Consider the following 16,220-nt stretch of genomic DNA (forward strand, 5'->3'; position numbering starts at 1 on the left):
GGGTGCTACAGCCTCCGGTAGAGCCACAGGGCCGTAATAATACCGGCAAGACTGAGCAGGCACAATTTCAAATGAATAGTGATGTCATAGGTTATGATGTCCAAATCGGCTTGCGGGGACCATTTGAGTACAGTCGAGGCTGTAAGAAAAGACAGAGCTTTTACAGGTTCCAGCAGTTTGGCGATCCACGCCCCGGCCAGCCAGCCCAGAATTAGAAATAACAGCAGTATTCCCACATTTTTCTTCTTCATCTAAGTCTTCCCTCGCCATTTTTTGACACCCTAATTATTATACGGTGAAACGGAGTTCAACACAAACGCAAAATCCGGTCCGGAAATGATTACCACTCGCCCGGGTGAACAGGCTGCTGCAGGCCAGTCTTCGGCAGTTGCAGTTCACTAACATTACCTTAGCCCGGCAGAATAGGCAACAGATAAATATTGAATATTCCGGTCCTAAAAAATAATGGCAATCCCCCGCCCGGCAGACTGCCGGAAGCGGGGGATTGCCAGGCCTTATTCACATGGGCTTGAGCGTTCAGGACAGAGCGGACAGCAGGCTTTTCTGGCCGGTGAGGAAACTCATCATTGACTCCTGCACCTCCCACAGCAAGCCCTGGGCCTGGTTCTTGTTATACTCATTCAGTGCGGAAATTCCCTGACTCATGAATTTCTCCAGCCCGGCGCAGAGCTTCTGCGCTTCAATCGGCAGGCCCGGCTCCAGCGCTTTGACCGCTTCGGTCCACTGCATGTGAAGATCGCTTACCGCCGTGCTGTCCACCGTCCCCGCTTGTCCGCTTAAATGGGAAGCGGACAGCCTGCTTAGCTCAGCGAGCAGCTTCCCGCTGGCATCGAAGTAACTGTTCACGGTCTCAGCCGTCCCCGCATAGGCAGCCAGTTCCGCTGCGGGGAGCGTAACCTCTCTCACGTACAGCTCGATTCCCTGGTTCTTCAGACCGCTGCTGAGCAGCTTGGCCTGCTCGCGGTCAGGCGACATGCCGGCATACACCCGGTTGCCGTCCGCCGGATCGAGACCGGCGGCCAGTCCGGCTACCAGCAGCTCCTGCCGGGCCTGTTCCGCCCCTGCGGGAGTGCTGAACACGCCATACTGCAGGAGATAATAGGTCTGTGCGGCAACCTGCACCGGAACACGGGTCACAGCCGCATTTCCGCCCGTTTCCGGCGGAAGGACTGCGGCCGTGTCCGTTTCACTCTGAACGGCTGCCGAATTCACGCTCGGAGGGGCGCTGTTGCCAGTGAGGCTTCCGCCGCCTATAAAGGAAAGTGCAGCATACCCCAGCAGAATGCCTGTCCCCAGAGCGCCTGCTATGGAGAGGGCCAGCTTCCACCAATAGGAGGGACGGCGGGTATGATAGGAGCCTCCATAACTGCCATAGCGCCCGGGCTCTGCTGTCCACTCCGGACCACGGCTGCGTTCCCCGTATTCCGCCTCTTCCAGAGGGGCAGGAGGATAACGCGGACTCTGCTCCCATAAATCGGGAGAACGATCCGGGCGGAAGAAAAATTGTCTTGTATCCCCGGCGGTTCCGGTTCCGTCCTCCTGCTGCCCCTGCCGGAAGTGACCGGGATAATCCCCGTCCGGTTCCTTGAAATTCTCCCTCTGCGGAATTTCCGGACCGCTGTCCGCCGGGTGTCCCTGCTGCTGCAGCAGCTCCGCTTCCCGCCGCTGCTCTCTTTCCGCGTATTCCTTTGCTGTACCCAGCCCTGCTCCCGGTCTTCTTTCGGGCGGCTCCGGGTTCTTCCGGCCGGTATCCGCATCAAACCTGAATGTCATTCTTCCGTTACTCAACGCTCACACCTCACTATCGTCTATTCTATAAGGAATATATGATAGATGAGAGAAAGATATGCTATTTTTGATGTGGCGGCTCCCCATCCGCAAAGGCAGGGGCTTTCTCGGATCACCCAGCCTTGCAGCCCACACAGGTACAACGGTGAATATGAACTGTAATGCCTTATACGAGGCTTAGCACCTTAGCCTTAACATTACTCGCCTCATAGTGGTTAAGCAGTGTCCGGTAAGCCTGGTCAGCGATGAGGGAGCCAAGCTCCGGAATCTGCAGCAGCCTGGTCACATGCTCGGCAATGCCACCCGCCGTGCCGGCCAGCAGGATATTCCGCCCGTTCTCGCAGATTAATTCCTCTGCGCCTCTCAGGCTGGTCACCACCGGAGTGCGGAGCGCCCAGGCCTCCAGGATCTTCTTCCGGCCCTCGCAGCCTTCACGCAGATAAGCAATAACCGCTTTCGAGCTGCGTATGTATTCTTTGGCAAGCCTGTAATCCTCAATAATCTTCACCGAGGGATCAGCTTTGGATAGCGCCAGAACCTCGGGATGTACGGCGCTGCCCACTATGCAGCATTCAACATCCGGCACTTCGGCCTGAATCAGCGGATAGACCTTCTCATGGAATACTATAGCTGCATTCTTGCCGTGGACGGTGTTCATCGCCCAATGAAGCATAACCCTATTCTCTCTGGACACAGAACCGGCATATTGATAATCCTGCAGATCCACAAAAGGCGGCACAACATGCACCTTGCCGGCATCGGCAAAGGACAGTGACTTGAATAACAGGGCATCCCATTCGGTAGCCGTCAGCAGCAGGCCGGTCTTGTTCATCAGCCTGCGCTCCTCCCGGCGGACCCGTGCCTCATTTATTCTATGGTAATGATGCCTGAGCTTCCGCCGGACGGGTCCCTCATTCTCCCCGCCACTGCTCCAGGCATGTTCGGCATCCGTAATAATGACCGCCTCGGGAAGCAGGGAAACAATCAGGTCGATGCAGTTGCCGAGCAGTCTGTGGGAGACAAATACATGACTGTAGGCATGATGGCTGCAGAGTTCCCTAATCTCGGTCCGCAGATCTTTACCGGCGTCTTCAACGTGGGCTTTTGGTCGCAGCCTGTTCAGCGGCCGGAGCAGCAGCCTGCGGGGTCCAGCCGCCCGCCCCACACGGTGGACGGTAAGCGCGGGGCGGGAATCCGCAATCCCTCCGCGCTCGCAGCTGCAATACTCCAGGAGATCAATATCAAATTTCTCCAGAAGGATTTCAAGAAAACTTTCTGTACGGAGTTCCGCTTCCTCATTGCATTGATTTCGCGCTGAAAGGAACAGCATTCTTTCTCTCATGGCTCTGACTCCTTGGTTATCTATGAAAATATTCATCGGCATATGCAGGTGGATGCGCAGAAAAAAAGCAAGCGGATGACATCCCGCCGCTTTTTCATGAAACTTTAGATGTAGATCAATAGTACCGCATTTCCACCGGAATGATTGTCGATTTATGGGATAAAAAAATCTTTTTTTGAATTTTGCAACAATTTAGACCAAACTAAGCAGCTTTGCCCGCACACTTGCCGCCTCATAATTCGCAAGCAGCGTATCATACGCCCGTTCCGCCAGCACTTTTCCCCGTTCGCAGTCCAGAAGAAGCTGAACCACACTGTCCGCAAAGGTTAAGGGGTCATCGGCGATTAAAATGTTGCGGGAATGCTCATAGAGCAGTCCCTCCGCTCCTTTGGAGCTTGAAATTACAGGCGTCCTGAGCGCCCAGGCTTCCAGGATTTTCAAGCGTGTTCCGCTTCCCTCCCGCAAGGGAACGACGACCGCCTGCGCTTTGCGCACGTAATCCGCTACACTGTCTACATAACCGGTGATCACAATCGAAGAATCCTTTTCAGCCAGAGCCGCGACCTCCGGGTGCACATCCCGGCCCACGATATACCACTTGATCTCCGGCACCTTCGCCTTTATGAGCGGATAGATATCGCGGTTGAAGTACGCGGCTGCGTTAATATTCGGAAAGTAGTTCATATTACCCGGTAAAACAATCCACTTCTCTCTCTGGATGTTCGTTTTTGTCTGATAATCTTCAATGCGGATAAAGTTGGGAATGACATGAACCTTGTCCGAATTTTTGCCGGAAAGGGATTGAAAGGCCAGACCATCCTGCTCCGAGGCGGCCAACAGCAGATCCGTCTTGTCCATCAGCTTGAGCTCGTCCCTTTTCGTCCATACTGCATTCAGGGAATAAAACAGCCCCGCCAGTCCCTTCTTCTTGGCTGCAAGCTGTGCGGACAGGCCGCTCTCGAAGTTGTGGGCATCGGTAACGATCAAGGAACCGGGCAGCGCTTCGCGCACAATGTCTATGCAGATTCCCAGCAGGCTGTGGGAAATGAAAACATGGCTGTAGCCGTTCTGACGGCACAGCTCTGTGATCTTGCCGCGCATATCCACATCCACATGGCTCATGTAGGAGCAGTTGCGCCATTTATATAAAGACCTGAGCATGGCTTTGCGGTAATTCATCGTTCTCGGGGCTTCGTATACAGTAAGTCCCGGCTCTTCCTGCTTGTCCGCCGATGGCCTTGAATTGCGGTAAGTAAGCAGATCCACATCATATTTAGCCAGTAAAATATTCAGGATATTGCCGGTTCTCAGCTTGCCGCCGCTGTCCTGCGGAAAAGGATTCTCTGCGGATATAAATAGCAGCTTCTCCCTCATGTCCTCGTCTCCTACTCTCATTTTGCCCTCATCTCTGCCGCATCGTTAAGTGTTTAGCATATATTACCCCAAAGTGAATTGTATTTCTGTCGGTTTATGTATTTTTCAAAAATATATTCCAAAAACATGCAATTCCATGCCAAACAGCACCGCCCACGGTGAGGTGAAGAAGTGCTTCCGGGCCCGTTATTTCGTTATTCAGGCCTTCCCGCCGGTTTCCCGGCTTCGCACCACGCGGTTTCTTCCTTGCTGCTTCGCCTGATACAATGCGGCATCGCTCAGCCTGTAGAGTGTGTTCAGCGGAACCCGCTCGCCCGATGGGATGGTAATGACCCCGATGCTTACCGTGTAAGGCATGGGAACGCCGTCAATTATTGCGTCCAGCACGCTGAGGCGCAGCTGCTCTGCGGTTACCCCGCTCGCCTCCTCATCTGAACGGTGCAGCAATACAGCGAATTCTTCGCCGCCGAATCTGCCGAACAGATCGCCGTTGCCGAGCTGTCCTTCGATTTTGCCGGCAAAATCCCTGAGCACCCTATCACCCGTATCATGCCCGTAGGTATCATTCACATTCTTGAAATGATCGATATCAACCAGCAGAAAGGAAAAGGGGATTTTCTCTTTGGACGAAGCGGCAATCATCGAGCGGGCACGCTGCACAAATGCTCCGCGGTTAAGAATCCCGGTCAGCTCATCATAGGTGGCTGCCCGCTCCAGCTCCGCATACGATTGTTCACGGGACAGCAGCATAAATCCCGCCGTTCCCAGGAACATCAGCAAATATATTCCGGTATAGTACAAGATTTGAAGGAAGGCCGGAGCAGAAGAGCCTCCGGTCACCGGAGTATAGAATATCAGGGCTGCCCGGCCCAGCATCGTCAGAATCACAATCCCGTAGAGAAAGCCCATCAATTCCTGCAAGGGCGTTATTTTGAATTTCATGCCCAAAATATAAGCCGGATAGATCAGGAACAGCACACCCGCCAAAGCTGCCGAGGCGATATGCAGCGGCTTGTCTGGAAACAGGAGGTAAATGGACAGCAAACAAACGGCAGACAAGCCCGCCAGAAGAAAATAATAGGTTCTGACCCGGCCTGAGTAAGCTCCCAGCAGCTTCAGCAGAGAAAAGGCTTCCGCCGTGCCTGCGCCCACAGCCAGCAGAACGTTAAGCGGAAGTGTCACCCGGAGACCAAGGTTACCCTCGTTCATGAAGAGCAGCAATAACGCCAGTTGAAGAAGCTTAGCCAACACAAACAGCCCGGAGGTCCCATCCTTCGGATAACGTGAACGGTAGGCTATAACAAGCAGCACTGTAAAAAAGTTGCCAAAAAACAGACAAACCAGCAGTGTCTTCAGATCCAGATGGACGGCTATCACACTCACTCCTCATACATGGCACAACCATATGTATACCCGCCGCCCCGCAGCTTCAACGGGAACGCACTACACGGTTTCGGCCTTGCTGCTTCGCCTGATACAGAGCCCGGTCACTAAGCTTGTACAGCATATTCAGGGAAGTGAGGGAATCCGGCAGAACCGTAACAATGCCTATACTGACCGTATACCCGCCGGGATTCGTAAAATCCGCGGCTTCCTCCTTGACGGCCGCCCGGAGACGTTCAGCCTTGTGCCCGCTCTCCTCTTCATCCAGTCCATAGAGCATAACAGCAAATTCTTCCCCGCCTACTCTGCCGAACAGATCAGAGGAACCAAGATGGTTCTGAAGAACAAGCACGAAATCCTGCAGGACTGTATCGCCAGCTTCGTGTCCGTGCGTGTCGTTCACGCTTTTAAAATGGTCCAGGTCCAGCAGCAGAAGAGAGAAGAAATCCCTTTTTTTCACGGCAAGGGCCAGCTTCAGTTCCGCCTCCAGCATAAATGTCCTGCGTCCCAGGATACCGGTCAGCCCGTCATAGGTTGCGATTCTTTTCAATTTCTCATAGGTATGTTCATTGGATAACAGTATAAAGGCCGCCGTTCCCACCACCAGCAAAAAGAACATGCCCATAAAATATAAATACTGCGGCATGTTGGGCGTGAGCGCTCCCATATCGGATTCCAGCAGCAGCGCCGCCATCGACCGGATCAGCATCGCTGCGGCAAAGGCATAAAAAATGAAGCCCATCAGCCTTTGCAAAGGTGAGCCTGCCCTATTGGCCGTCAAGCGATAGGCCGGATAAATGACAAACATGATCACCCACAGCGAAGTGGTCGCTACCCGCATATTCGGGCTGTTGAAAAAGAGCACAACAATACAAAAGCTGATTACACTGCAGATTGTAATCGTCCAATAATACAGCTTGGCCTTGCGTCCAAGCAGGCCCATCATCAAGAGAAGAGCGGCAATCTCCAGGCCTCCGCCCGCCAATATGAGGAAATTGCTCAGTGGAATGGCAATATAGTGCGGCACCGCAGCCCACAACAGAATCGAGGACCAATAGACCACCTGCAGCCACTTCGCTGCTATAAATAGAGTTGAGGCCGTGTCTCTGGGGAAATGGAGGCGGTAATAGCTGATCAGCAGGGCAGTGAATAAATTTCCAAAGATGAACAGGTATACTAGTGTTCGTATATCAAGCTGGAAAGCCATAAGTCACACCACCATGTGCACGGGAATAGAGGAAGGCTTGTCCCGCTATAAGCAGAAACGTCCACGCAACCTCAAATGGAGCGTATGCTTCCGAAGCAGCGATACTCCGTATCGCAAATCAGGCATCCGTTTCAGCAAGAAATACGAAGGATGACGGAGTGCGTGAAGCAATAAATCCTTATATTTGAAGAAGAAACGGCATAGCCGCCCCTTCATAAAAAGAGCGGTATCCGTTTCTGCATAAAGTGTACAAATATTAGGTTGCAGGCTTCAGGCTTAAAGCTCCTTGAGCTGCTCGGCAAGCGCGTATCCAACCTTCCAGATGTCTCCCGCCCCCATCGTAAGGACGAGATCTCCCGGAGCAATGCGGCCCTGCAGATCCGTTAATACAGCTTCCTTGGTAGGCAGATGCCTTGCGCCGGCATTGCTGTTCTGTACAATCAATTCCACAAGCTTCGCGGAAGTGACACCTTCAATCTGCTTCTCTCCCGCCGGGGAGTAAATGTCGGTGATAATTACTTCATCGGCTTCACTGAAGGCACGGCTGAAGGCATCCAGCAGGAAAAAGGTCCGCGTATAGCGCTGCGGCTGGAATACGGCTATAATCCGTTTGCCCGTTGCCTTGGCCGCGCTGATCGTCGCCTGAATCTCTGTAGGATGATGCGCATAATCATCGATGACCAGAATATCATTGATCTCGCCAAGCACTTGAAACCGCCGCTTCGCCCCATGGAATTTCAGAATGGATTCCGTAATCGCCTGGAAGGAAATCCCCGCTTTGAGACAGGCAATTACAGCCGCCATGGAGTTGTACAGATTGTATTTGCCGGGAATGGAAAGCTCAATGCGCCCCAGCACCTCGCTGCCGAAGCTCATTGTATACGCTACCTGGCGGTCGCCCAGAACAATGTCAGTCGCGGTGTAATCCGCAGCCTGCGAATGAATGCCATAGGTAATGACGCTGCCCTTGACCTCGGGCAGAAGGGAAGCGGCCGTTTCGTCATCCGCACATACAATCGCAGTTCCGTCCTCACGCATCTGATTCATGAACTGGACATAAGCGGCCTTCAGACGGCCAAAATCGCCGCCGTAATTCTCAAGATGGTCCGCCTCAATGTTCGTAACGATGCCCAGCCAGGGATGGTATTGCAGAAAGGAGCCGTCGCTCTCATCCGCCTCGGCCACGACGAACTCCCCTTGACCCGCTTTGGCGTTCGTGCCGACATTCATAATTTCCCCGCCGATAATATAAGTGGGGTCCACTCCGCAATCCTCCATAATCAGCGCGATCATGGATGAGGTGGTGGTTTTGCCGTGGGCACCGGCAATGGCTACACCCTTGCGCTCATTCAGCAGCCGGGCCAGCATTTGCGAGCGGTGCAGGACCGGAATTTTCAGCCGCTCCGCTTCCACCCATTCCACGTTATCGCTCGCCAGGGCTGTGGAGTAGACCACAAGATCCGCACCTTTGACCTGCTCGGCCGTATGTCCGATATAGACCTTGGCCCCTTTGGCAATCAATTTCTCTGTCAATTCCTGGGCCGCCACATCGGAGCCTGTGACCGTATATCCCATTTCCAGCATTACCCGGGCAATCGCGCTCATGCCATAGCCGCCGATCCCTATAAAATGCACGCGTTCAGTAGTATCCAACAGTTCGTCACCAGCCTTTTTCAGAATCGGGTTGCCGTAAAAGCGTACTGCGCACATCAGAAATCAGATACAGCGTTCCGGAGACGACCGCAAGGTCGCTCTCCGCTGTGATCGACTGCAGCAGCTGCAGCGCTTGGCCCCAATCATGTTCTACTATGATTGCCAAATTTTCTTTGGCATATTTCTCCCGCAGACGTTCTGCGATAACCTGCAAATCTCCCGCGTCCATTTTCTTCCGGAAATCCGGTTCGGTCAGGATGAGCGTATCCACTATAGGCAGTATATGCTTGAAGTATGACTCATGATGCTTATTTGCCAGCATCCCCATAAGCAAATTTAATTTATCGTACTTATAAAACCGGGGCAGGCTCCTGGCCAGACTCTCCGCACCTTCAGGATTATGCGCCCCATCCAGTACAATCCGCGGAGAGCTGCCCACTTCCTCCAGTCTTCCCGCCCAAAAGGTGCGGCGGAAGCCTTCCAGCACATCCTCGTCCTCCAGCATAAAAGCCATATATTGACGCAGAACCTCCAGCGCCATCATCGCTCCGGCGCTATTGCTGAGCTGGTGCTCGCCTTTCATGGCAATGCCAAGCTCAAGCGTACGGAAAGGGCCCTTGAAGTCAAAAATCTGCAAGCCATCCTTAATTCTAACATTCTCATAGCCGAAATCCTCTCCGGCAAGGTAGAGTGTGGATTGGCTGGCCGCGGCTTTTGCCTTGAGCACGGCTACCGCCTCCGGCTGGCTCACACAGCTGACCGCCGGAACACCGGGCTTGATAATCCCGGCTTTCTCACCCGCAATCTTCTCCAGAGTATCTCCCAGAACATCGGTATGATCGTGGCCGATATTTGTAATGATAGACACAATCGGAGTTACAATGTTCGTTACATCCAGCCTTCCCCCAAGACCAGTCTCCCATACGACTACATCGGGATAGCAAACCTCCGCATAATAAAGAATCGCCAGAGCGGTAGCAACCTCGAACATCGTTGGCGAGCCCAGCTCGCTCTGTGCAATCTCTTCAACCAGCGGGCGCAGCTTGTTCGCAAGCTCTGCCAGAACCTCTTCAGGAATATCCTTCCCGTTATACTGGAAACGGTTCGTAAATTTGGTGATGTAGGGAGAGGTAAAGGTTCCTACGCTGTAACCGCTTCTAATCAGCACACTGGTCAAAAAAGCGCAGGTCGAGCCTTTGCCGTTCGTACCCGCCACATGAATGAACTTCAGCTTGCGGTGCGGCCGGCCGAGCATCTCCATCAGCCGTTCGATCCGTCCGAGGCCCGGGCGGATGCCGAAAGGAATCAGGCCGTTAATCCAATTCACTGCTTCTGTATAAGAACTTAAGGGAGCGGTTCCGCCGCTCCCGGTCAACTCTTCCATAGTCCCTTATCCCCTCAGCTCTGCGATGCGGGCCAGCACTTTCTCGCGTTTGGCAGAATAATCCGCCTGCTTCGCCCGTTCCTCTTCGATGACTTTAGCCGGCGCCTTGGCGACAAAGCTCTGATTGCCAAGCTTCTTCTCCACACGCTCTACTTCGCTGTTCAGCAGCTGCACTTCTTTTTCCAGACGGATAATTTCCTGCTCAATGTCAATCAGCCCGGCCAGCGGCAGCAGCAGCTCCGCTCCCGTAATCACAGCGGACATGACCTTATCCGGTGTATTCGGCGCAAGGCCGGCTTCGAAGGAAGAGGTGTTGCAGAAGCGCCCGATATAATTATTGTTGCGGGAAATGATGCTCAGTGTCTCTTTATTGGCCGCTTTGATGATCAGCTCCACCTTTTTGCTCATCGGAACATTGACCTCAGCGCGGACATTGCGAACCGCACGGATCACATCCATCAGCAGGTTCATTTCCGCAACAGCCTGCGGCTGCTCCAGAGCGGCTTCATACACCGGCCACCCGGCGAGGGTAATCGTCTCCCCCTCATGAGGCAGATGCTGCCAGATTTCCTCAGTGATGAACGGCATGAACGGATGAATCAGACGCAGCGTACGGTCGAGTACATAAGCAAGCACCGATTGCGTCTTGGCCTTGGCGGCAGCGTCCTCTCCATATAGCGTAAGCTTGGAGAACTCGATGTACCAGTCGCACAGATCATCCCAGATGAAGTTGTACAGGAGACGGCCCGTCTCCCCATATTCGTACGCGTCAATTAGACGCGTAATATCGCGAGAAGTTTCGTTCAGCCGATGCAAAATCCAGCGGTCCGCTGTCGAAAGCTCGCCGGTAATGTCAATATCTGCAAAACTCACACCCTCCAGATTCATTAGCGCAAAGCGTGAGGCATTCCAAATTTTATTGGCAAAATTACGCGCCTGCTCTACCTTTTCGATGCGGAAACGAAGGTCCTGTCCGGCCGTGATGCCTGTGGAAATCATATAGCGCATGGCATCCGCGCCATACTGCTCGATAACATCCAGCGGATCAATCCCGTTGCCGAGCGATTTGGACATTTTGCGTCCTTCGGCGTCGCGCACCAGTCCGTGGATCAGCACATCGGAGAACGGCTTTTTGCCTGTAAATTCAAGCGCGCTGAAGATCATCCGTGCTACCCAGAAGTAGATAATATCGTAGCCGGTAACAAGCACGTTGTTCGGGTAGTACCGCTGGTAGTCGCTGCTGCTCTCATCAGGCCAGCCCAGTGTGGCAAACGGCCACAGGTTGGAGCTGAACCAGGTGTCCAGTACGTCCTCATCCTGCTTCAGATCGTCAAGGCCGCTGATTCTGCGCGCTTCCTCTTCACTGTCGGCAACAACCACTTCGCCGGTAGATTCAGAGTACCAGGCCGGAATGCGGTGGCCCCACCACAGCTGGCGGGAGATGCACCAGTCGCGTATATTCTCAATCCAGTTCAAATAAGTCTTCTCAAAACGCTCCGGAACGAAGTTGACTCCGGTTCCATCCTTCTGGGCGGCGATGGCGGCTTCAGCCAGCGGCTTCATCTTGACGAACCACTGGGTGGACAGATAAGGCTCAACCACCGCACCGGAACGCTCGCTGTGTCCAACCTGGTGCACATGGTCTTCGATGGAAACCAGCACTCCCTGCTCCTGCAGCTCCGCGACAATGGCTTTGCGGCACTCACTGCGGTCCTGGCCCTGGTAAGGACCGGCTTCCTCATTCATGATTCCGCTCTCGTCCATCACATTAATCTGTGGAAGGTTATGGCGCAGGCCCACCTCAAAGTCGTTCGGATCATGGGCCGGAGTGATCTTAACCGCACCGCTGCCGAAGTCCTTCTCAACGTATTCATCGGCAATAACCGGAATTTCACGGCCGATGATCGGCAGGATCAGGGTTTTGCCGATCAGGCCTTGATAGCGCTCATCCCCGGGATGCACCGCAACCGCCGTATCCCCCAGCATTGTCTCCGGCCGTGTTGTGGCTACCGTAAGGAAGCCGCTGCCGTCCTTCAGCGGGTAGCGCAGATGGTAGAGATGGCCGTTGACCTCTTTGTATTCAACCTCAATGTCGGACAGGGCTGTACGCGCAGCCGGGTCCCAGTTGATGATCCGCTTGCCGCGGTAAATCAGGCCCTTCCGGTACAGCTCCACGAAAACCTTGCGTACAGCCCCTGACATTCCCTCATCAAAAGTGAAGCGCTCGCGGGAATAGTCCAGGGACAGGCCCATCTTGGCCCACTGCCCATGAATGGTCTCTGCATACTGGTCCTTCCAGGCCCAGACCTGCTCCAGAAATTTCTCGCGCCCCAGATCATGCCGCGAAATGCCCTGCTGGCGCAGCTTCTGCTCCACCTTCGTCTGCGTGGCGATGCCCGCATGGTCTGTTCCCGGCAGCCAGAGCGTATCGAAGCCCTGCATCCGCTTGGTGCGGATCAGAATATCCTGCAGCGTGAAATCCAGCGCATGCCCGATATGCAGCATCCCCGTTACATTCGGCGGGGGAATTACAATGCTGTAAGGCTCTGCTTCCGGCCGTTTGCCGGCTTCAAAGAAGCCCTTCTCCATCCAATAAGCATACCACTTCTGTTCTGCCGACTTCGGATCATAGGTAGTCGGCATATCGCTTTTTTGCTTGGTGCCCGGCGCTTCGGCCTGTGCCGTATCCTGCAAGTCCGGCAGTTCAGCCGTTCTGTTGTTATGATCAGCCATTGTTGAAACCCTCCATTTAAATAGCATGTTAGAAACACAAAAAGGCCCTTCGTCTCAAAGGACGAAAGGCCATTCTTTCGCGGTACCACCTTTGTTTCGCGCTATACAAAATAAACCTCCGCCCCGGTTCCTCACGGTTCCAAAAGCCTAGCGCGACACTCATGCAGATAACGGCTGCGTCCGGCCACATCCTACCCTGATTACCATATCGTGAAGCCAGGCTTAGAAGGGCGACTCCGGGGCGACTTCGGGGGCTGCATCCTGCGGAAGTTCACAGCAACTACAAATTCCGCTCTCTGAAGGGCTGACCGCCTACTCTTCCCGTTCCCAGTCTTTTGCTTTTACTTATTCCCATAATACATTCAGTACTAATCCTAGTCAACCAGCATACGCACAAACTGCGGTTTTTATACGTACCCGGAGCGTTGATCCAAGCGCTGGCCTGTCCAGCTTTTTGCCCATTCCCCTGAGCGGCGAAAATCCGGATACAAAGGCCGGTGCAAAGCATATAAATTCTATATTTAAGAAGAAACGGCTTCGCCGTCCTCTGAAAGAGACGGTATCCGTTTCTCCAAAAATAGGAGGATAATGGATAGCGTGAAACATATAAACCTGAATTTCGAAAGTAAGTATCCACAAATCATCTAAAAAGCTCTACACGAAGGAATTTCTTGCTAAAAACAGCTTGCACCCAATGGGTGAAGGAAAAAGAGGGGTTATCCCTCGTCCGATCCGGATTGGTTCAATTCACTTTCGAAATTCAGGATAAAGTCTTATCTTTTAAGAAAGACGCCTATCGGTGTCCTATATAAGAATGCTGCCATTTCAGTGGGGAGGAGAAGAAGCATTTCCCGCTGATTCCACCGTCCAGCCGCCTTCGGGCGGATTCAAAGGTACTTCTGCCTCTGATTCCACCGTCCAGCCGCCTTCGGGCGAAATCAAAGGCACTTCTGCCTTTGATTCCCTCGTCCAGCCGGCTTCGGGCGAATTCAAAGGCACTTCTGCCTTTGATTTCACCGTCCAGCCGGCTTCGGGCGAATTCAAAGGTACTTCTGCCTCTGATTCCCTCGTCCAGCCGGCTTCGGGCGAAATCAAAGGTACTTCTGCCTTTGATTCCCTCGTCCAGCCGGCTTCGGGCGAAATCAAAGGTACTTCTGCCTTTGATTCCACCGTCCAGCCGGCTTCAGGCGAAATCAAAGGCACTTCTGCCTTTGATTCCCTCGTCCAGCCGGCTTCGGGCGAAATCAAAGGTACTTCTGCCTTTGATTCCACCGTCCAGCCGGCTTCGGGCGAAATCAAAGGCACTTCTGCCTTTGATTCCCTCGTCCAGCCGGCTTCGGGCGAATTCAAAGGTACTTCTGCCTTTGATTCCCTCGTCCTGCCGGCTTCGCGCGAAATCAAAGGCACTTCTGCCTTTGATTCCCTCTACCTAACCCCGCTGCGGCCAACGCAATCGCGCAGTTTGCTTGGCCGAAGTCCCGATCCATTCTTTCATTTACAGCGCAGCCGTGAAATAACGGATAAGCTTCGCTTCCCCAAAACATATAAACCTGAATTTCGAAAGTAAGTATCCACAATTCGTCTAAAAAGCTCTACATAAAGGGATTTTTTGCTAAAAACAGCTTGCACCCAATGGGTGATGGAAAAAGAGGGTTTATCCCTTGTCCGATCTGGAATTGTTCAATTCACTTTCGAAATTCAGGATAAATTCTTATATTTGAACAAAACGCAAAGCAGCGATTCTCCAATAACGGGAGTCGCTGCTTTGCGGGCTTTTTGCGGTTTGCAGCAAGCAGGAAGGATCAAGGGATATAGAGAACCTGGCCTTCCTCCACATTCTGTCCGGAGAGACGGTTGTACATTACCAGTTCGCGCGCGCTGAGCTGATACTTCTCCGCAATCGTATCCAGCGTTTCTTCCCGCTGCACAATGCAGAGGCGGACCTTGCGGAACAGCTCCGTTCCGCCCAGACCCCCGATGAACCTGCTTTTCCATTCCGTATCATTGCCGCTATCCGGAGCCGCCTCAAGGGATTCCGGCTCCTGTTCCTGCTGATTCTCCTGTTCCTTGCGGGCCCGGCTAGAGCTGAGCAGAGAAGAGAACGTGAGATGCTCCTGTGCTTCGGGCTTCTCTTCTTGCTTGCTGCCGAGGGCAATCTTCAGATCAGGCTTCTCCTCGGAGAGGGGCTGAACATCGGGCGGCACCAGATTCTCGTTCTCGCTCACGTTCTCTTGCACGGACTCCGCCGCAGCCTCATTAGGCAAGGCTTCCGCCTTCTCCACGGGCTGGGCATAGCTTGCAGGCTCCTCCTGATATGCGGCATGAATCTCAGCGTCCGGCTGGCCGGCCTTGGTATCCGGCGCGTCCGTACTGCCCGAAACCTGCGCGGTTTCCGCAGTATTCAAGGCATTCGCAGTGAAAAAGTGGCTGGCAACCGGCTCCTGGACGGCTTTATCGGCCTTTTGCCAGTGGTCTGTTGGCTGAGCGGCAGAGCTGGACTGGGCATCCAAGCTGTGGGTCCGGACCTTGGATTCCTTGTCCTTTGCCTGCGGCTCCGCAAATGCGGCGGGCTGAGCATATACCGCTCCATCCAGAAACAGCGGATTCACCGCAGAGGCGGAATTTTCCGCTGGTACAGCGTTGGCATGCTCGTGCTCAGGGGCAGCAACGTCCGTCGCTCCTTCTCCGTAGGTCCAGAGCGAATTCTCATAGAGCGCATCATTCTCGTGCTCACGCTTGTCAGCTTGCGCTTCCTGGCTCCGCTCCTCCTCCTCGGCAGAATAAGCCACCGTGTACTCCTCCTGCTGCCAGGCCGGCTGCGTTTCACCGCTGCCGATTCCGCGCAGCGAGAGTACGCCGGTGATATTGACAGTGCGCATCGTAAGCAGGTCAATATCGAAATTCTCGATCTCCACCCCTATGTCTTCAAGCGAGCTGACCCGTGTCAGCGGAACTGTGATCTCAACGGGAATCGCATGCTCCAGACGCTGGGTCCGGTCATCTTCTCCGCGGTAGAGTCCGGTAAGCAGCAGCTGGCCATACAGCTCGGCACGGTCCTCCCGTTGAATTACCTGAATGTCCGGGATCAGCTCAACCTCTTCCAGCTCAGCGATCCCCGGAAGTTCTGCAGGCAGATGAATGCGTTCATAAATATCAAACCGCAAGCCGTGGGACTGGTCAAACACGGGAAATGTCCTCCTTCTTGGCATAATCTAACCCTGAGACAAGCCCAGAGCATAAGCCCAAAATGTTACTCCCCTCATGTATATGCTTGAATCGCTGGGGCATGACAACTTTGGATGCAGCTTATGCCAGTAGAACCGGGGATTGTCTGT

At 53.7% G+C, this 16,220-nt stretch carries 11 protein-coding genes and 1 other annotated feature; of the genes, 1 reads left to right on the forward strand and 10 read right to left on the reverse strand.

Features of this window, described 5'->3' with window-relative positions; all coding sequences use genetic code 11:
* Positions 1 to 5: 5 nt before the first annotated feature.
* The 9 genes from HYD27_RS25785 to HYD27_RS25825 form a co-directional block, all read right to left on the reverse strand.
* Positions 6 to 251: a DUF4321 domain-containing protein gene (locus HYD27_RS25785; protein WP_074086580.1), complete on the reverse strand. Its 246-nt coding sequence runs from the start codon at positions 249 to 251 to the stop codon at positions 6 to 8.
* Positions 252 to 537: 286 nt separating this feature from the next.
* Positions 538 to 1,809, reverse strand: coding sequence for an SPOR domain-containing protein (locus HYD27_RS25790; RefSeq protein WP_219219993.1), 1,272 nt, complete (start codon positions 1,807 to 1,809; stop codon positions 538 to 540).
* 166 nt (positions 1,810 to 1,975) lie between these two features.
* On the reverse strand, positions 1,976 to 3,151 hold the full coding sequence (locus HYD27_RS25795; protein ID WP_219219995.1) for a glycosyltransferase: 1,176 nt from the start codon (positions 3,149 to 3,151) through the stop codon (positions 1,976 to 1,978).
* Between the two features lie 192 nt (positions 3,152 to 3,343).
* Positions 3,344 to 4,525, reverse strand: coding sequence for a glycosyltransferase family 4 protein (locus HYD27_RS25800; RefSeq protein WP_219219997.1), 1,182 nt, complete (start codon positions 4,523 to 4,525; stop codon positions 3,344 to 3,346).
* A gap of 198 nt (positions 4,526 to 4,723) precedes the next feature.
* Entirely contained in the window at positions 4,724 to 5,902 is a 1,179-nt protein-coding gene (locus HYD27_RS32785; RefSeq protein ID WP_219219999.1) for a GGDEF domain-containing protein, read from the reverse strand.
* A 52-nt stretch (positions 5,903 to 5,954) separates the two neighbouring features.
* The gene (locus HYD27_RS25810; RefSeq protein ID WP_219220001.1) at positions 5,955 to 7,115 is read right to left on the reverse strand and encodes a GGDEF domain-containing protein; all 1,161 of its coding nucleotides are present in this window, start codon (positions 7,113 to 7,115) and stop codon (positions 5,955 to 5,957) included.
* Positions 7,116 to 7,391: 276 nt separating this feature from the next.
* Positions 7,392 to 8,768 carry a UDP-N-acetylmuramate--L-alanine ligase gene (gene murC, locus HYD27_RS25815; protein WP_219220003.1) on the reverse strand — a complete coding sequence of 459 codons (1,377 nt, stop codon included), beginning with the start codon at positions 8,766 to 8,768 and terminating at the stop codon, positions 7,392 to 7,394.
* A gap of 7 nt (positions 8,769 to 8,775) precedes the next feature.
* Complete coding sequence (locus HYD27_RS25820; RefSeq protein ID WP_219220005.1) at positions 8,776 to 10,152, reverse strand: bifunctional folylpolyglutamate synthase/dihydrofolate synthase; 1,377 nt, start codon at positions 10,150 to 10,152, stop codon at positions 8,776 to 8,778.
* A 6-nt stretch (positions 10,153 to 10,158) separates the two neighbouring features.
* Positions 10,159 to 12,795, reverse strand: coding sequence for a valine--tRNA ligase (locus HYD27_RS25825; protein WP_219220056.1), 2,637 nt, complete (start codon positions 12,793 to 12,795; stop codon positions 10,159 to 10,161).
* Between the two features lie 144 nt (positions 12,796 to 12,939).
* Positions 12,940 to 13,223: a binding site (T-box leader), on the reverse strand.
* A 476-nt stretch (positions 13,224 to 13,699) separates the two neighbouring features.
* Between HYD27_RS25825 and HYD27_RS25830 the strand changes: the two genes are divergently transcribed.
* Positions 13,700 to 14,452: a hypothetical protein gene (locus HYD27_RS25830; protein WP_219220007.1), complete on the forward strand. Its 753-nt coding sequence runs from the start codon at positions 13,700 to 13,702 to the stop codon at positions 14,450 to 14,452.
* Positions 14,453 to 14,687: 235 nt separating this feature from the next.
* Here the strand turns inward: HYD27_RS25830 and HYD27_RS25835 are convergent, their stop codons facing one another.
* Positions 14,688 to 16,070 (reverse strand): LysM peptidoglycan-binding domain-containing protein, encoded by a 1,383-nt coding sequence (locus HYD27_RS25835; RefSeq protein ID WP_219220008.1) that lies wholly within the window; start codon positions 16,068 to 16,070, stop codon positions 14,688 to 14,690.
* Positions 16,071 to 16,220 lie beyond the last annotated feature (150 nt).

The sequence above is a fragment of the Paenibacillus sp. S150 genome (assembly GCF_019352175.1).
Taxonomy (GTDB): Bacteria; Bacillota; Bacilli; order Paenibacillales; family Paenibacillaceae; genus Paenibacillus_AQ.